At 34.4% G+C, this 17,569-nt stretch carries 16 protein-coding genes; 15 read left to right on the top strand and 1 reads right to left on the bottom strand.

The annotated features are described in order from the left end of the window. Positions 1-145: 145 nt before the first annotated feature. The 8 genes from HGPG_RS04145 (at position 146) to HGPG_RS04110 (ending at position 7,889) form a co-directional block, all read left to right on the top strand. Positions 146-712, top strand: a complete 567-nt coding sequence (locus HGPG_RS04145; protein ID WP_019124803.1) for a DUF5317 domain-containing protein — start codon at positions 146-148, stop codon at positions 710-712. Beyond that, positions 705-1,535: a diadenylate cyclase CdaA gene (gene cdaA, locus HGPG_RS04140; protein ID WP_019124802.1), complete on the top strand. Its 831-nt coding sequence runs from the start codon at positions 705-707 to the stop codon at positions 1,533-1,535. Before HGPG_RS04145 ends, cdaA begins: the two co-directional genes overlap by 8 nt. Next, complete coding sequence (locus HGPG_RS04135) at positions 1,516-2,457, top strand: CdaR family protein (RefSeq protein ID WP_019124801.1); 942 nt, start codon at positions 1,516-1,518, stop codon at positions 2,455-2,457. Before cdaA ends, HGPG_RS04135 begins: the two co-directional genes overlap by 20 nt. A 22-nt stretch (positions 2,458-2,479) precedes the next feature. Next, positions 2,480-3,925, top strand: coding sequence for an IMP dehydrogenase (gene guaB / locus HGPG_RS04130; protein ID WP_019124800.1), 1,446 nt, complete (start codon positions 2,480-2,482; stop codon positions 3,923-3,925). 81 nt (positions 3,926-4,006) lie between these two features. After that, positions 4,007-4,690, top strand: coding sequence for a response regulator transcription factor (locus HGPG_RS04125; RefSeq protein ID WP_019124799.1), 684 nt, complete (start codon positions 4,007-4,009; stop codon positions 4,688-4,690). Between the two features lie 13 nt (positions 4,691-4,703). Next, entirely contained in the window at positions 4,704-6,125 is a 1,422-nt protein-coding gene (locus tag HGPG_RS04120; protein WP_019124798.1) for a sensor histidine kinase, read from the top strand. After that, complete coding sequence (locus tag HGPG_RS04115; protein WP_019124797.1) at positions 6,118-7,545, top strand: hypothetical protein; 1,428 nt, start codon at positions 6,118-6,120, stop codon at positions 7,543-7,545. The genes HGPG_RS04120 and HGPG_RS04115 overlap by 8 nt, the downstream gene beginning before the upstream one ends. A gap of 8 nt (positions 7,546-7,553) precedes the next feature. Continuing rightward, positions 7,554-7,889 (top strand): hypothetical protein, encoded by a 336-nt coding sequence (locus HGPG_RS04110; RefSeq protein WP_019124796.1) that lies wholly within the window; start codon positions 7,554-7,556, stop codon positions 7,887-7,889. Positions 7,890-8,002: 113 nt separating this feature from the next. On the opposite strand, the gene HGPG_RS04105 is transcribed toward HGPG_RS04110, so the two are convergent. Further along, positions 8,003-8,659: a ComEA family DNA-binding protein gene (locus HGPG_RS04105; RefSeq protein ID WP_245543881.1), complete on the bottom strand. Its 657-nt coding sequence runs from the start codon at positions 8,657-8,659 to the stop codon at positions 8,003-8,005. Positions 8,660-8,794: 135 nt separating this feature from the next. Here HGPG_RS04105 and fusA point away from each other — a divergent pair, with 135 nt between their 5' ends. The 7 genes from fusA (at position 8,795) to radA (ending at position 17,509) form a co-directional block, all read left to right on the top strand. Further along, positions 8,795-10,855, top strand: coding sequence for an elongation factor G (fusA, locus tag HGPG_RS04100; RefSeq protein ID WP_019124794.1), 2,061 nt, complete (start codon positions 8,795-8,797; stop codon positions 10,853-10,855). Between the two features lie 132 nt (positions 10,856-10,987). Then, on the top strand, positions 10,988-11,470 hold the full coding sequence (locus tag HGPG_RS04095; RefSeq protein WP_019124793.1) for a hypothetical protein: 483 nt from the start codon (positions 10,988-10,990) through the stop codon (positions 11,468-11,470). Positions 11,471-11,749: 279 nt separating this feature from the next. Beyond that, positions 11,750-12,202: a CtsR family transcriptional regulator gene (locus HGPG_RS04090; RefSeq protein WP_019124792.1), complete on the top strand. Its 453-nt coding sequence runs from the start codon at positions 11,750-11,752 to the stop codon at positions 12,200-12,202. 11 nt (positions 12,203-12,213) lie between these two features. Continuing rightward, positions 12,214-12,723 (top strand): UvrB/UvrC motif-containing protein, encoded by a 510-nt coding sequence (locus HGPG_RS04085; protein WP_019124791.1) that lies wholly within the window; start codon positions 12,214-12,216, stop codon positions 12,721-12,723. Beyond that, positions 12,716-13,696, top strand: coding sequence for an ATP--guanido phosphotransferase (locus HGPG_RS04080; protein WP_019124790.1), 981 nt, complete (start codon positions 12,716-12,718; stop codon positions 13,694-13,696). The genes HGPG_RS04085 and HGPG_RS04080 overlap by 8 nt, the downstream gene beginning before the upstream one ends. Further along, positions 13,693-16,164, top strand: a complete 2,472-nt coding sequence (locus HGPG_RS04075) for an ATP-dependent Clp protease ATP-binding subunit (protein WP_019124789.1) — start codon at positions 13,693-13,695, stop codon at positions 16,162-16,164. The genes HGPG_RS04080 and HGPG_RS04075 overlap by 4 nt, the downstream gene beginning before the upstream one ends. After that, positions 16,133-17,509, top strand: a complete 1,377-nt coding sequence (radA, locus tag HGPG_RS04070) for a DNA repair protein RadA (RefSeq protein WP_019124788.1) — start codon at positions 16,133-16,135, stop codon at positions 17,507-17,509. Before HGPG_RS04075 ends, radA begins: the two co-directional genes overlap by 32 nt. The last annotated feature ends 60 nt before the right edge of the window (positions 17,510-17,569 follow it).

Raw genomic sequence — 17,569 nt, 5'->3', positions numbered from 1 at the left:
GCCTTTTTTTTATAAACTAATATGATTATAGACAGTTTAAAATTAATATTGGAAATAATATTTGTGTTATAATATTTAAAAAGAAAAATTTTTGGAATTTATGCCAAGCTATCTTATTTGTGTTATTATAAATTAAGGTGATGAAATGATTTTAGAGGCAATTATTTTAGCCTTTCTCGTTTTATTTTTCGTGAAGGACAAGGACTTAAATAATTTAATAAATTTTAAATTTAAAATGATTTCTCTTGCCTTTTTTGGCATATTTTTGATGATTTTTATAAATTTTGTAACTGCCCATTATTTTGGAGGGCTTACAGATTTTTTTGTAAAGTATTTTACAATTTTTCACATTATTTCAATTTTAGCTATAGGGATTTCTCTTACTTCAAATTATAAAAATTATGGACTGCTTTTAGGTGGTCTTGGAACTTTTTTAAATGTCATTCCAGTGATTTTTAATGGTAAGATGCCCGTCAGTGCCTCAGCACTAATGAAGACAAATAATGAGAGGATAATTAAATTAATATACATGGGTGGAAGTTTAAGTCACGGAGTTTTTGAAAGTCCAAAGTTTTATTTTTTGTCAGATATTATTCCACTACATAGGTTTATTGGAAATTCAAAGGTAATTAGCGTGGGAGATATTTTCATCTCTCTTGGCTTATTTTTTGCAATTATTTTAATTACTAGGAAGAAGGTGCCTAATGGATAATTTTAATAATTTTTTAAATGTGATAAATTTGAGAGATGTAGTGGACATTTTAATTGTCACAATTTTAATTTATTATATTTTAAAATTAATTAGAAATACTAGAGCAGAGCAAGTTTTTAAGGGAATTCTTTTAATTTTATTGTTTATTAAAATTTCACAGTTTTTCCAACTTTATACTGTAAACTGGATTTTCACGAGATTTATAAATGATGGTATTGTCGCCATAATTGTTTTATTTCAACCGGAAATCAGAAGGGGTCTACAATACTTAGGTCTTACTTCTAGTATTAAAAATAATTTTAGTCAAAATAAGGAAGTTGTTCCAGAAACTGTTGAGGAAATTATTTCTGCTGTGGCTTCTCTTGCCAGACAAAAGATTGGCGCCCTTATTATTATTGAAAAGGAAGTAGGTCTTACTGAAGTTATAGAGACTGGTACAGAGATCAACGGCCTTGTCAGCAGTGGTCTACTTATAAATATTTTTATTCCTAACACGCCTCTTCACGATGGTGCTGTTATTATTAAGGGGTCTAAGGTAAAGGCAGCAGCTTGCTTCTTGCCCCTATCTGACAATCAAAAAATTTCTAAGGAACTGGGCACAAGGCACAGGGCAGGAATTGGTATTTCCGAAAAGTCTGACTGCCTAAGTATTATGGTTTCTGAAGAAAATGGAACTATTTCTACTGCAGAAAATGGAGTTATCTCAAGATATTTGGACATTGAAACTCTTGAAGCTAAACTTCTTGAGATTTACAGTCCAGAATACAGGGCGAGAACTATTTTCGCAAAGCGTGGTGATAATAATGAAAAAGATAAGTTTTAAAGATGACAAAAGTTTAATGATAAAAGTTATGTCTCTTGTCTTTGCCATTATCTTGTGGTCCTATGTCAAGGGCGAGGCAAATTTTATAACTTCTGCTAATTATAAAAACATCGAAGTCACTTATGACGGCTTGTCTCACTTAAAGGATAATAATCTGACGATTATTTCGCCAAAGGAATCCACTGTTGATGTCAAGCTACAAGGTTATAATTCTTATATGAGAAATGTGACAAGAGATGGTATTGTGGCTAAGGTGGATTTAAGCAAGTTAAGTGAAGGAGAGCATTCTGTTCCCGTAAATGTTTCTTATATTGACCTTGGTATTTCTGTTGTGAATACTTCGCCTAGAAGGATCCCCTTTAAAATCGACAAGCTTTTGGAAGAGAATCACAAGGTTGACATAGTTATAAAAAACAAGCCTCAAAAGGGTTTGTCTGTGGGAGAAATCAACAAGACTGTCGATGTTGCAGTAAAGGGCCCAAGCACCTATATAAATAAAATAAATAAGGTGGAAGCCCGCATTGATGTTACAGAAATAACTGAAACTACAAGTGTAGATGCAGAAATTTTTGCCTATGACGATACAGGAAAGGTTATAAAGGAAGTTACAGTGACACCTGCCACTGTAAAAGTTGATGTTCCTATTTTAAAGAGCAAGACTGTTCCTATTAAATTAGTTTACAATGAAAATACTACAGAAAATGTTGCAATAAATGACTTTTCAATTGAGCCAGCTTCTGTTACAATTAGAGGAAATTCTGATGTAATTGATTCTATTGATTCTATCGAAACTCGTCCTATTAATTTTAACAATATTAAAAAGGGTGACAACCAAGTTAGATTGAATTTGCCAGATAAGGTTACACTAGTTGACGAAAATATTAATTATAAATTGAAGGAAAAAGCTAAGGAAGTAGAGTAATTTTTAATAATCAGGAGGGAATATGGAATTTTTTGGAGAAGGATTAACATTTGACGATATTTTACTTGTGCCAGCAAAATCAGAAATTTTGCCCAACGAAGTTGATTTGTCTACTAACTTGACAGAAAAGATCAAGTTAAACATACCACTTATGTCTGCAGGCATGGACACTGTTACTGAACACAGAATGTCTATTGCCATGGCTAGAGAAGGTGGAATTGGCATTATTCACAAGAATATGTCTATAGAAGACCAAGCTCTTGAAGTTGACAGAGTTAAGAGATCTGAACATGGAGTTATTACTGATCCATTTTCACTTACTAAGGACCACGCAATTAAGGATGCATCTGAACTTATGGAAAGATACAGAATTAGCGGCGTTCCAGTTGTATCTGAAAAGGGAGTTTTAGAAGGAATTATAACTAATAGAGATATTAGGTTTGAAACTGACTTATCTAAGAGAATTAGCGAAGTCATGACTTCTGAAAAACTTATTACTGGTGCTCCAGATATTTCCCTTGATGAAGCTTTAAAAGTTTTGAAAAAATATAAAATTGAAAAACTTCCCCTTGTTGACAAGGACAATGTCTTAAAGGGACTTATAACTATTAAGGACATTGAAAAGCACGAACAATATCCAAATTCTGCTAGAGATGCATCTGGAAGACTCTTAACTGGAGCTGCTGTTGGAGCAACAAAGGATGTTCTCGACAGAATCGAAGCCCTTGTCAAGGCAAAGGCTGATGTTTTTGTAATTGACACAGCTCATGGTCAATCTAAAAATGTTTTAAATACTATAAGAAATATTAAGGATGCCTTCCCAGACATTCAACTTATAGCTGGTAATGTTGCAACTTATGAAGGTACAGAAGATTTAATCAAGGCTGGTGCTGACTGTGTTAAGATAGGTATTGGACCTGGTTCAATTTGTACTACTAGAGTTGTAACTGGTATTGGCGTTCCACAAATTACTGCCATTATGGAAGCTTACAGGGCTGCACAAAAATATGGCGTGCCAATTATTGCCGATGGTGGTATTAAATTCTCAGGTGATGTTGCCAAGGCTCTTGCAGCTGGCGGCAATGTTGTTATGATGGGTTCACTTTTCGCTGGTACTGACGAGTCACCAGGAGAAGAAATCTTCGTTGAAGGTAGAAGATTTAAAGCCTACAGAGGCATGGGTTCTCTTGGAGCCATGAGTGCAGGATCATCTGATAGATATTTCCAAAGCGGAACTACTAAGTATGTTCCTGAAGGAGTTGAAGGTAGAGTTCCTTACAAGGGACTTGTTGGCGACATTGTCTTCCAACTTGTTGGTGGTGTTAAGTCTGCCATGGGTTATATGGGTGCAAAGGACTTAGAAACTTTAAGAGCTACAGCTAAGTATGTTAAAATCACTCAAGCTTCCCTTGCAGAATCTCATCCACACAATATTACTATAACTAGAGAAGCTCCTAACTATTATTAATTATTAAAAATTTATTAATAAATCCACTTCAATTGAATTTGGAGTGGATTTTATTTATAATTAGCAGTAAGAGGTGATATTTTGAAAACTAAGGTATTGCTTGTTGAAGATGAAGAATCAATAAGAAAATTTGTAAAAATAAATTTAGAAAGAGAAGGCTACATAATTTTTGAAGCTGGAAGCGGTGAAGAGGGAATTGAAGTGGCAAGGCGTGAAAGACCTGACATCGTTGTCTTAGATATTATGCTACCAGGCATTGACGGCTTTGAAGTTTGTAAGACTTTAAGAGGAGAATTTCCAAGTCTTGGAATTATTATGCTAACTGCTAAGGCAGAGGACTATGACAAGATTATGGGACTCCAATATGGGACAGATGACTATCTCACAAAGCCCTTTAATCCTACAGAACTCACTCTAAGGATTAAATCTATTGAGAGAAGACTTGAACCAGAGGAAGTTAAGGAAAGCAATTTAATTGTTGACCCACCTTTTAAAATAGATTCTTATTCAAGAAAATTTTATAAGGATGACGAAGAACTTGAACTAACTCCTACTGAATATCAAATTATAAAAATATTTATGACAAATCCAGGCAAGGCCATGACTAGGGATGAAATCCTAAGACTTGTATGGGGCGACGACTTTTTGGGCGACTCAAAAATTGTTGATGTAAACATAAGAAGACTTAGGTCAAAAATTGAGACTAACCCTGCCAAGCCAAATTATATTGAAACAGTTTGGGGAACAGGATACAGATGGAAATAAGAGGTGTCTGTAATTGAAAAATAAAATTGGAAAAAGATTAGTCAGAAGTTTTCTAATAGTTATTTTAATTACAATTTCAATTATAGATATATTTTTGCTCTTTGCCTTTAGCTTTTACTACTACGACAATATTTCCAAGGAATTAATTTCAAGAATGGAACTTTCTCTTGAAATTTATAGGAGAGATTATTCTGACAAGTCCATTGAAGATTTAATCTACGAAGACAGCGATATCTTCCTCTCCAATACAAATGCAGAGGTGCAGATCTTAGATAATGAGGGAGAGCTCCTCCTAGATTCTATTGGCAAGCTCTCATCAAACCCCATAGAGACGGCAGATGTCTTGGCGGCAGAAAATGGTGAGATAAAAACCTGGCGAGGCGAAGATGCACAAACTGGCGAGGCAATTATGTCTGTCACTGGCGCCATAAAAAATATTGATGGGGAAAATATTGGCTATTTGAGATTTATCTCCTCTATGGAAGAGGCAAATAAGGCAATCTTAAAGGCTGGAATAACTCTACTAATCTTTACACTTTTTGTTGCTCTAGTTACAACTATGGTGTCACTACTTATATCAAAATCAATTGTAAAGCCCATACTGGAGCTTACAGAAGTTGCCAAGACCATGTTAAAGGGAAACTATGAGGAGAAGGCAAAAGTCTATGAGGACGACGAAATAGGCGAGCTGGCAAAAACTTTAAATGCCATGAGCGATGAAATTATAAATAAAGATAGGATTAAAAACGACTTTATCTCTTCTATTTCTCACGAACTAAGGACGCCACTGACATCTATTAAGGGTTGGGCAGTTGTCCTAAAGGATGCCAAGGAAGGTGAGAAGGACTTAATCGAAGATGGTTTAAACATCATAGAAAATGAAGCTGATAGACTGGCAAAAATGGTTGAAGAGCTTTTGGACTTCTCAAGATATATTTCTGGAAGAATTACTCTTGACAAGGAAGTATTTGACATTTCACAAACTTGTCTCGATGTTTCAAAACAAATGCGACCTCGTGCAAAGTCCAATAATATTGAATTTATAACAGAATTCCCAGAGGAAGCTGTCCTTATTTATGCCGATGAAAATAGAATTAAGCAGCTCCTAATAAATTTATTGGACAATGCAATTAAATTTACATCAGATAAGGGCTGGGTTAAATTTCAAATGGCAAAGGAAGATAATTTTGTCCACATGATGATTTCTGACAATGGCATGGGAATGACTAAGGAAGAAATTGCCCATGTAAAGGAAAAATTTTATAAGGGCAAGCACTCAAAGAGCCACAGCGGCATTGGTTTATCTATAAGTGATGAAATCACAAAACTTCACAAGGGCAACTTGGAAATTTTCTCTGAAGAAAATATTGGCACTACAGTAAAGGTAAGTCTACCTCTTGAGATACCAAAAGAAGCAGGTGATAAAATTGATTAAAAAAATATTTCTCATATTTTCATTGATTTTCTTGACTGGCTGCTCCTTTTTAACATCCTCGGGCACTAATATTGAAACTCCAAGCATGGGACAATCGCCAATTTATGGCAAGTGGACTATTACAAAATTTATTTACAATAAAAAAATTAATCAGGACAACTTTTTATTTAAGGACATTATTGGCGAGGACCTTTACTTTTCCAATGACCAAGTTGTCCTTGCTAATGATTATATAAAGGGCGTTGAGTATAAGACTAAGTATGTTAAATTATCTCAATACCTCTACAAAAAATTTAATTTAGATTATAAGAGCCTGGGCATTGAAGATTCTGATGTCTACACAACTTATATCTATGATTCAAAGTCAAGCAGGAGCATTTATTATGAAGTTATTAAGACTAGTGAGAACACAGCTCTTCTCTTTGACAATGGAGTTATACTTGAGATAAAACTTGTTGACGACAAGATAAATAATGATGACTTAAATAACTTAATACTCGCTAAAAAGGACGAAGTATTGGCAAGGGGGAGCTTATTTGACTACAACGGTGACAAGGGATTTTTAATTGGCTTTAAAAGTAAAAGCGACTCCAATATTCCAACTTGGAACTACAAGACTCTCTATATTAAATTTTCTGACTCCAAGCTAGAGAATGTCTACGAGATGAACAATATTATTCTCCCAAGAAATGACAGCTTTTCTGAAATTAGCGTCCAAAGGGAATCCAAGGACAAGCAGACTACAGATAAGTTAATTGTTAAGGACTTTAAAAATTCTAAACTTAGAAAAGATGACGAAGAAGTAATTAAGAATGACTTAGAGGAGCTTAAAGAAGAAAATACTTTAAAGACAGTAAACTTCATCACGAATAATTATGTCAATGTGGAAAGTTTAGATGGAGACACAAATGAAAGATACTTAAGGATTTACCAATTAGACAAGTTAGATGAAAAAAAACCAATTAGTTACAAAGAATTTTTGTCTGACGAAGATTTAAAGGCTGAGGGGAAAAACCTTGAAGCCTTGAAAAATGATCCTTACAACATTGGAATTTATAGGGACAATGGTTTTTGGAAGTTAAAGGGAAGGATGGAGACAGAAGAAGATAAGTTTTCTGACTTTGACTTGAACTTAGTTTTGCCCTACGATGTAAATAAATACAACGAAATAAATATTCCAATGTCTCGAATAAAAAACTTTAAGCCGGGCATCAAGGACGGCTTTGTATCTCCTGACAATAATTTTTTAATAACATTGGAAAATAATTTTCTAAGAATATATAATATAGAGGATGGCAATATTCTTCCTGATGCAATTTTCGAAAGGGAAATAGGTAACGAAGCCTCCACAATTATGACGGAGTGGGCAACAGGTCGTTATTCAAATATTTGGCAACAAGAGCTGTCATCTAATAAATGAGGTGTAAAATGAATAAAATAATGGAATTGGTTACAGAAAACTCAACTTATTTGCTCCTAACTTTGGGCGCAATTTTAATTGGAGTGGTCCTAACTTTTATAGTTAACTTTGCAGCTAGGGATTTAAAATTTATAAAATATTTGCCGGGACTCGCCTTGGTATTCGTTGGGATTATTTCACTTTTTATGGTGATAAATAAACTTTTCGACCCAGACAGTCTGGACAATTTAATTATTTTTGTAATTGGTTTATCCTCTGGTTTGGTTTCACTTATTTTTGCACTGATAATTGGCATTGCAAGTTCAGGGAAGAATCGCTACAAGAGAAATCCAAGAAAAAGATAAAATTTTATAAAATAAAAAGCTCAAGATTAAGAGGATATACCTTTTATCTTGAGCTTTTTTGTGCTTTATTAGTGTTATATTTTTTATTTTGAGCCTTTAAAAATTTTCTTTCATCAATAAGTTGATATGTAGTCCTTCATTGATTCAAATTTTTTGTCGCCAATGCCATCTACATTTTTTATATCATCAATTGATGAGAAGGGATTTTGTGACCGATAATTTATAATTTTCTCGGCAGTTTTTGCTCCAACGCCAGGAATTTTTTGCAGCTCAGAGCCGTCGGCAGTGTTAATATTTATTTTATCAGAAGCCTTCCCACTTGTGCCACTTGACATAAGAGGAGCAATTTCATTTTTTGGGGCTTCGCCAATTTTTGGAATGTAAATTTTTTCTTCGTCGTGGAGCTTTGCAGCGAGGTTAATCCTATCAAGGTCAGCTTCATCTGTTGGACCGCCAGCCCTTTCAAGAGCGTCTACTACTCTTTTAGATGAATCTAACTTTATTATGCCAGGATTTTTTACTGCGCCAGAAATGTGAACCATTACTTCTTTATTTTCTTCCTCTGATTCTATTTCAGGACCCTCTAATTCTTTTTTGTCCACTTCTTTAGAATCAAGGTTTGAAGTTTTTATGTTAAGGAGGGCATTTGCCTCGTCTGGAACTTTGTGGGAGTCGTAATACTGGTAGCCAATGATTAAAGAAAGGCAAATAATAACTATGTAGGGAAGATTATCTTTTTTAAAAAATTTAAAATCCATTATATCACTCATTCATTTATAAAAATATATTTTTCAGAATTTTATTACCCTAAATAGATAATTTTACACAGTTTTCAAATGGCAAAATCTATGTTATAATTTATTCATCGAAACGATTTCAAAAAATTTACATAACAGGAGGAAAATATGAAAGTTTATACAACAGATAAGGTAAGAAATCTTGCTCTCGTAGGACATTCTGGCTCCGGAAAGACAAACCTAACAGAGGCTATGTTATTCCAAAGTGGAGCAACACAAAAACTAGGTAATGTTTCTAGCAAGAATACAGTTTCCGACTTCTCTAAAGAAGAAAAGGATAGGGGAACATCCATTGGAACATCAATTATTCCTATTGAATGGAGAAATTATAAAGTAAATGTTATAGATACTCCAGGCTATCTTGACTTTGTGGGAGAAGCACATGGTGCCCTAAGAGCAAGTGAAGCTGCAATCATGGTAATTGATGCAACTAAGGGCATTGAAGTAGGTACTGAAAGAACTTGGAAATACACAGAAAAAATTGGTCTTCCAAGAATTATTTTTATAAATAAAATTGACGGTGAAAATGTAAACTTTAGAAAACTAATGGACGAGCTTGAAGCTTCCTTTGGTAAAAAAGTTATTCCTTTCTCTGTGCCAATTGGCGAAGGTGAACACTTTGTAGGTGTTACTGATGTTATCTTCCAAAAGGGATACAAATATGTAAACTCTGCGCCACAAGAAACTGAACTTAACCACGACCAAGTTAAGGCAACTGAAAGAATGTATGAAGAAATTGCTGAAGTTGTTGCTGGTTCTGATGAAGTTTTAATGGAAAAATATTTCTCTGGAGAAAAATTCACTAGGGAAGATCTTTTAAGGGGAGTTACAACAGCCCTTCTTGAAGGTGACGCTGTTCCACTACTTGTAGGAAGTGGCGAAAAGGGAATTGGAATTGACATTTTATTAAACACAATTGTAAATTATATGCCAGCACCAGATGATGAGCGTGCAAATCAAGGCTTTAGATATAAGGATGGAGAAGAAAGAAAAGTTTCTGCAAAGGATCCTTTTGCTGCAGTTGTATTTAAGACAATTTCTGACCCTTTCCTTGGCAAAATTTCTATCTTCAAGGTAATCTCTGGCGTTGTCAATAAAAATACAGCTCTTTACAATGTAAATGCTGATGAAAATGAAAAACTTGGCGGACTTTACATTATGAGAGGTAAGGAACAAATCGAAATAGATGAAATTTACGCAGGAGATATTGGAGCAACGACAAAACTTGCCAACACTGTTACAGGCGACACTCTTTGCGACAAGGACCACAAGGTTGAATACAAAAAATTAAAGTATTCTTCTCCAGTTCTATATTACGCAATTGAACCTAAGACTAAGGGCGACGAAGAAAAACTTTCACTATCTCTAAAGAAAATCAAGGACGAAGACCCAACATTTGTAATCGAAAGAAATCCTGAAACTAAACAAATGACTATTGGTGGTCAAGGCAAGGTTCAACTTGATGTAATCCTAGACAAATTAAAGAACACTTATGGCGTTGAAGTAAATATTGTTCCATTTATAGTTCCTTATAGAGAAACAATTAGAAAGACTGCCAGCGTTCAAGGTAAGCACAAGAAACAATCTGGTGGAGCAGGACAATACGGTGATGTTTGGATTAGGTTTGAACCATCTGATAAAGAATTTGAATTTGATGAAGAAGTATTTGGTGGCGCAGTTCCTAAGAATTATTTCCCAGCAGTTGAAAAGGGAATTATTGAGTCCAAGGAAAAGGGAGTTCTTGCAGGCTATCCTGTAACTAACTTCAAGGCTGTCCTATACGATGGATCTTACCACGATGTTGACTCCAATGAAATGAGTTTCAAACTTGCAGCTAACCTTGCTTTCAAGAAGGGAATGCAAGAAGCAAGTCCAGTTCTTCTTGAACCTATAATGAAGGTTGAAGTTACAATTCCAGATGACTATCTTGGAGATGTAATGGGCGACATGAACAAGAGACGTGGCAGAATTCTTGGTATGGACCAACAAAATGACGGCACACAAGTTTTAATTGCAGAAGCTCCACAAGCTGAACTCTTCTCTTATCTAATTGACTTAAGGTCTCTAACTCAAGGTAGAGGAACTTTCAGCATGGAATTTGTGAGATACGAAGAAGTTCCACAAAATATTGCAGAAAAAATTATTGAAGAAAGAAATGCAGAAAAATAAAATAAACTTTTAAGGGTTGGGCTTAAGTGCTCAACCTTTTTTATTATAAAACAATTAAAGATATTGAAAAGCAATATGAGTAGTTTTATAATTTAGTTAGGTAACATTATATCTTATAGAAAGGGGATAAAAATGAGAACTAAAAAAATTGTATTAATTTTAATATCTTTGGCTCTTGTGTCAATTATGTGTGGTTTTTCTTTTTTAAATTCTAATAAAGAAAATTATGATTTTAACATAGATGTTTGTGATGAAAAACCAGACTATGAAAAAATTATTAATAATTTAAGTTATGATAGTTTGTACAAATATAAGTTAAAAGATGTTATAGTAAGCAACAAGATTATGGAAGGACAGGGTTTTAAATTTACAACAAATAAAGATGCGGATTATTTATTAATATTTTCTAATGAGGATAATGAGAATGCGCGTATAGCAGTAAGAGTTTCTGATGTGAGTTTGAGAATTTATAATTCTAAAAAACATAGTAGTTATGTACTTATTACTGATGCAAAAAATTCAAAAAAAGATTTAGATTTCTCTTCTAAAAGTGGTATTCCAAAAGGAACATTTACTATTTTAGAACTAGAACGAGAAAAAGTAGTAAATAAATAAAAAAAGAAATTAAATGGCTCTATAATATCTGTTGGTGAGTTAAATCCCAACAGATATTTTCATTTGAAAAAAATTTATTTTTTATATGAATCAATTTCTTAACTCTTTAATAAAATAATTAAAGTAATAATTCTTTAAAGACAACAAAAAGTATATAAAGTTAAAAGGATACGAAACTAAATACTTTACAAAAATCATATTTTATTTTATACTAGAAATAGTAAAAGATAGTCAGATTTTTATAGTTTAAAAGACAAAGATAGTCAAAGGAAGTGTATTATGGCAAAGCTTTCTAACTCCATTGAAGATTTTATTAATGAACTTATTTATGAATCTGGTGGAGCTCTTGAGATACAAAGATCAAAAATTTCAGACCACTTCAACTGTGCGCCTTCGCAAATTAATTATGTCTTGACAACTAGATTTACACCCTTTAAGGGCTACTATGTTGAGTCAAGGCGTGGCGGCGGAGGCTACATTAGAATAGTAAAGGTAAAATTTGAAGATGATGAAGATACAATTGATACTTTTTTAAGTTTTATAGGAGATTCTATTACAAAAAACAATTCTGATGAACTTTTGAAGGAACTTTTGAGACTTAACAAAGTGACTGAAAGGGAGATGGAACTTATGAAAGTTGCTCTCTCAGACAGGGCTCTTAATGAGTGTGAAAATAAAAATGAACTTAGGGCAGATTTATTAAAAAATATGCTCCTAGTTATTTTTAGTTAGGAGGGAAGATTATGCTATGTGATGTTTGCAAGGAAAGAGAATCAGTTATTTCTTACACAAGAATAAAAGACGATGGAATAGAAGAAGTGCATCTCTGCGAAGTTTGTGCTGAAGAAAAATTTAAAAGAGACTTTAAGGGGTATCAAAATATTATTCCTCAACTTGAAAATGCCCTAAAGAATATTTTTCAGTTTACAGCAAATTCATATAATGAAGAAGATGACATAAGCTGTGAATACTGCGGTAGATCTTTTCGTGAACTTAAGACCACAGGATCTTTAGGCTGCCCTAAGTGTTATGATTCCTTTGGAGACGAAATTAAAAAGTATTTAAACGCCCTAAATATAAATTTAAAGTACAGGGGAAAAATTCCAAAAAATGCAGAAAGTTATCTAGTTTATAACAGAAAACTTGAGGATTTAAAGGAGAAGCTTGACCTTGCCATAAATTTGGAAGAATATGAAAAGGCAGCAGAAATAAGGGACGAAATAAAGAAGTTAAAGGAAGATGTCAGTGTCTAAAATTATTTTAGGATATAAATTAAAATTATATAGAAATATTGACGGCAAAAAGTTTGTAAATACAATGACAGAGGAAGAATTAAGGGAAAATTTAGACTTCTTAGACCCAATTTTAAGTGACTTGGGCTACACTAAAGTAGACCTTTATAATATTTCTTCTCTAAAAAAACTTGAATATGTGGAAAATGGAAGACTTGGCAAAAAATCTATTGAAAGAGAAAATATTGGCTTTTACGAAAAAAAAGATAGTCCAGACATTTTAATCAACTCAGGAGAACACCTTGAGCTACAAGCTTTTTCAAGGACAAAATCTCTTGAGGACTTGTATGAAGAAATTTATTCTTTAGAAGAAAAGTTAGAAGAAAAAATTAATTTTTCCTTTGATCCAAGCTTTGGCTATTTAAGTTCTAGAGTTTTAAATTCTGGCACAGGCTTAAAGCCCATTGTACTTTTATATCTACCTGCCCTAAATTATTTTGGCATCGAGGAAATTGCAAGAGGTTTATCAAGACTTGGTTACACCCTTGCTTCTTATAGGGACAGCTCTAACAAGGCGCTGGGAAGTATTTTCACTCTTTCCTTTGAGTCAACCTTTGGCGAAGAGGAAAAGTCTTATATAGAAAAATTAAAAATCATTGCGCGAGAAATCGCCGATGTTGAAAGGGAAAATAGAAAAAAATTATATTTAGACAACATCATAACTCTTGAGGATATGGTAAACAGAGCCTTTGGAGTTCTTGCCAATGCAAGGTTGTTGTCGGAAGAAGAGATGATGCATTCCATGTCTACAATTAATCTTGGAATTGAACTTTCAATTTTAAGAGCAAATCGAGATTTTGATTTTTATGAAGAGATTAAAAAACTTAGAAATGGACATTTGCAAATTGAGAGAGGAGCAATATTAGACCTTAAGTCACGAGATATTTTAAGGGCTAATAAGGCAAGAGCTCTCATGAAGGAGGTTTTCAGATGAGTATGTTTGGAAAATTTAGCGAGAAATCGCAAAAGGCAATTCTCTTTGCTCAGCAAGAAGCCAGAGAGCAAAGACATTCATATATAGGCTCAGAGCACATTTTACTGGGAATAATCAGGGAAGGAACTGACTCAGGTGCTCACATCTTATCAAGGCTTGGCATAGATTATAAGAAGGCAAAGGAAGCAACACTTGACATTGTAAGTAGCGGTCAAGGCCCTCTTGTCTCAAGCATAGCCTACACACCAAGGACTAAGAGAATTTTTGAGCTTGCCTTTGAAGTTTCAAGGGAAATGGGAGAGGTTGCTGTGTCAACGGAACATCTTCTTCTTGGAATTTTGCGTGAAGGTCAAGGTGTTGCCATTTTAGTATTAAAAAGACTGGGCATAGACATTATGAGTCTTGAAAATGACATTTTAAACAACATGGAAGACTATGAAGATTATGATGATGAAGACAGAGAAATTTCTTCAGAGGCCTTAGAAAAATACACTACAAACTTAAATAAAAAGGCTGAAGAGGGAAAAATCGACCCAGTAATTGGCAGAGAAAAGGAAATAAAAAGAGTAATTCAAGTTCTATCTCGTAGGACAAAAAATAATCCTGTCCTAATAGGAGAGCCTGGTGTTGGTAAAACTGCCATAGCTGAAGGACTTGCTGCAGAAATTGTTGCAGGAAATGTGCCAGAATTAATGAAGGACAAGGTAATTTTAACTCTTGATATTTCTCAACTTATAGCTGGCTCAAAGTACAGAGGGGACTTTGAAGAGAGACTAAAAAATGTAACTAATGAAGCTGCAAAAAATAAAAATATTATTTTATTTATTGACGAAATGCATGTCATAATTGGAGCAGGTTCAGCTGAAGGTTCTCTTGACGCTTCAAATATTTTAAAGCCACTTTTAACTAAGTCCATTCTTCAAGTTATGGGGGCAACGACAATTTCTGAATACAGAAAGAAAATCGAAAAGGATACAGCCTTTGAGAGAAGGCTTATGCCAATAATGGTTGAAGAGCCAAGTGTTGAGGATTCAATAAAGATCTTAAAGGGACTTAAAAATATTTATGAAGACCACCACAATGTTACAATCCCCGATGAAACTATTGAGGCTGCAGTAAAATATTCTGACAGGTATTTAAATGACAGATTTTTGCCAGACAAGGCAATTGATTTAATTGACGAGGCTAGTTCAAAGTTAAAGATTGAATCCTACAAGGTTCCTGAATTTGAAGAAAAGTACAAAAAGGAACTTGAAGATATTGAAAATAAAAAATCTGAAGCAGTAAAAAGTCAAGATTATGAGCTTGCAGCAAATCTTCGCGATGAACAAAAGCAAGTTGAAGAAAAATATAAGGAAGAAATAGAAAAATTCCAAAAAGAGGAAGCAAAGAAAGAAGTTACGCCAGAACTCATTGCCAAGATTGTATCTGATTGGTCAAAGGTTCCTGTGACTGAAATGACGGCAGAAGAAACTGAAAAGTTAAGAGACTTAGATGAAAAATTAAAGGAAGATGTGAAGGGTCAAGATGAGGCTGTTAAAACTCTTGCCAAGGCAATAAAAAGGTCAAGGATTGGGCTTAAGGACCCTAACAAGCCAATTGGGTCTTTCATATTCGTGGGACCAACTGGAGTAGGTAAGACTTACCTAGCCAAGAGCCTTGCGAAAAATTTATTTGGCAAGGAAGAAAATATGATTAGGTTTGACATGTCTGAATACATGGAAAAATTCACTGTGTCAAGACTTGTGGGTTCACCTCCAGGATATGTTGGCTACGAAGAAGGTGGCGAGCTAACAGAAGCTGTAAGGACTCACCCTTATTCAGTAATTCTTTTAGATGAAATTGAAAAGGCTCACCCAGACATCTTTAACATTTTGCTACAAATTTTAGACGAAGGAAGGGTAACGGACTCCAAGGGTAGGACTGTAAACTTCAAGGACACAGTTATAATTATGACTTCCAATGCTGGGGCAAATCTTCTTGCCAAAAATTCAGTTTTAGGTTTTTCAACTTCAGAAAGTTCTGTTCAGAAGAGCGAATATGAAAATATGAAAAAAATTATAAATGAATCCTTAAAGGAAAAGTTTAGACCTGAATTTTTAAATAGAGTTGACGATGTAGTAATCTTCAAAACTCTTGAAAAGACTGAAATTAAAGAAATTGTCAAGAATATGCTTGATAAATTAAGTGATAGACTTTCTGAAATGGGAATAAAGGCAAATTATTCAAATAAACTCATTAACTTCTTAGTTGAAGAAGGTTATGATAAGGTATTTGGTGCAAGACCCCTTCAAAGGACTATTACAAAATTAATTGAAGATAGAATTGCCGATGAATTTTTAGAGGGAAAGATTAAAGAGGGCGACGAAATCAATCTCGATGTGAAGTACAAAAAAATTCAAATAGAAAAAGTTAAGAGGACTAAAAAGGCGAAAAATGAAAAAGAAAATAGTGTATCAGTGCAGTAAGTGCGGATATATTTCCCAGGGCTTCTTTGGCAAATGCCCCAATTGTGGCTCTTGGAACACCCTAGAAGAAAAAGAGGAGGAGTCTGGAGGAAAGTCTCCTTCAAATAGTAAAAAAATAAAAAAAGATGCACAAAAACTTCAGGCAGTTGAAATTTCTTCTGACGAGATAGTTATGACTGGCATTGAGGAATTTAATAGGGTCATGGGCGGCGGAATCGTGAGGGATTCTGTCAGCATTTTAACTGCAAAGCCTGGCTCTGGCAAGTCAACCCTACTAATGCAAGTGGCAAATGACCTGGCAAATAAGGGCATGAGAGTTTTATACGCATCTGGAGAAGAATCTGAGACGCAAATAAAAATGAGGGCAGAGAGAATTTTAGACAAGCTCTCTGACAACATTTGGGTTTATTCAGTGACTTCCCTTAACTCTGTTTTGGATCAAGTTGAAAAAATTGACCCACAGATGATTATAATTGATTCAATTCAAACTTTTGCCCTAGACGAATTTCCACAAAGGCCTGGCACGCCAACCCAGACTATGGAATGTGCCTACAAAATGACTGAAATTGCCAAGGACATAGAAAAGCCTCGCATGGTTTTTCTTGTGGGACAAATGACTAAGCAAGACGAACTGGCTGGAGTGAGAAGTCTTGAGCACTTAGTGGACACAGTATTACTCATTGAAGGCGATTCATCAGAAGATTTAAGGTCACTAATGGCGACAAAAAATAGGTACGGCTCTACTGGCGAGATTGGATTTTTCTCCATGACTGAAAAGGGCATGATATCCATTGACAATCCTTCAGAATATTTTATGACAAAGAGGTCAGCAAATGATGTTGTGGCAGGTTCATCCCTATCTGTCATAAGAGAGGGCACGAGGCCAATCATTTTAGAGACAGAGGCATTGGCATCAAAGACCTTTCTCCCTTATCCTTCAAGGATTTCTGAATCTATAAGAAGAGAACATTTAAACACCCTTGTCTCCATCTTGGAAGAGCGAGCAGGCATAAAATTTTTGGACAAAAATATTGTTGTCAAGTCCACTGGTGGCATTAAGGTTAAGGAGCAAGCCTCAAACCTTTCTGTAATGATTTCCATTGTTTCATCTACACTCAATAAGCCCGTAGAAGCAAATTCAGTTTTCATTGCCGATGTGGGACTAACTGGCGAACTTAAAAATGTGCCAAGCCTCGATGTTAGACTAAAAGAAGCTGAGAGAATGGGCTTTAAAAAGGCATACATCTCTAAATATGCCAGCGTAAAAGAAGAAAATTATAAGGACCTAAAGGTCCTTAAGATGTCAAATATTTTAGAAGTTATTCAAAAAGTTTTTGAAATATAAATAAATTTGCACAAGAAAAAAACTCTTTTTACTGTGAAAGTAAGAAGAGTTTATTTTGGC

The sequence above is a fragment of the Peptoniphilus grossensis ph5 genome (assembly GCF_000311825.1).
GTDB classification, from domain to species: Bacteria; Bacillota; Clostridia; order Tissierellales; family Peptoniphilaceae; genus Peptoniphilus_A; species Peptoniphilus_A hominis.
Note: the sequence above shows the minus strand (reverse complement) of the source record. Positions and strands in the feature narration are given on the sequence as shown.

Coding starts and splice junctions, on each gene's coding strand:
- HGPG_RS04145 (WP_019124803.1), top strand. CDS start 146: ATGATTTTAGAGGCAATTATTTTAGCCTTTCTCGTTTTATTTTTCGTG.
- fusA (WP_019124794.1), top strand. CDS start 8,795: ATGAAAGTTTATACAACAGATAAGGTAAGAAATCTTGCTCTCGTAGGA.
- radA (WP_019124788.1), top strand. CDS start 16,133: ATGAAAAAGAAAATAGTGTATCAGTGCAGTAAGTGCGGATATATTTCC.
- HGPG_RS04105 (WP_245543881.1), bottom strand. CDS start 8,659: ATGAGTGATATAATGGATTTTAAATTTTTTAAAAAAGATAATCTTCCC.
- HGPG_RS04095 (WP_019124793.1), top strand. CDS start 10,988: ATGAGAACTAAAAAAATTGTATTAATTTTAATATCTTTGGCTCTTGTG.
- HGPG_RS04085 (WP_019124791.1), top strand. CDS start 12,214: ATGCTATGTGATGTTTGCAAGGAAAGAGAATCAGTTATTTCTTACACA.
- guaB (WP_019124800.1), top strand. CDS start 2,480: ATGGAATTTTTTGGAGAAGGATTAACATTTGACGATATTTTACTTGTG.
- HGPG_RS04135 (WP_019124801.1), top strand. CDS start 1,516: ATGAAAAAGATAAGTTTTAAAGATGACAAAAGTTTAATGATAAAAGTT.
- HGPG_RS04110 (WP_019124796.1), top strand. CDS start 7,554: ATGAATAAAATAATGGAATTGGTTACAGAAAACTCAACTTATTTGCTC.
- HGPG_RS04090 (WP_019124792.1), top strand. CDS start 11,750: ATGGCAAAGCTTTCTAACTCCATTGAAGATTTTATTAATGAACTTATT.
- HGPG_RS04075 (WP_019124789.1), top strand. CDS start 13,693: ATGAGTATGTTTGGAAAATTTAGCGAGAAATCGCAAAAGGCAATTCTC.
- cdaA (WP_019124802.1), top strand. CDS start 705: ATGGATAATTTTAATAATTTTTTAAATGTGATAAATTTGAGAGATGTA.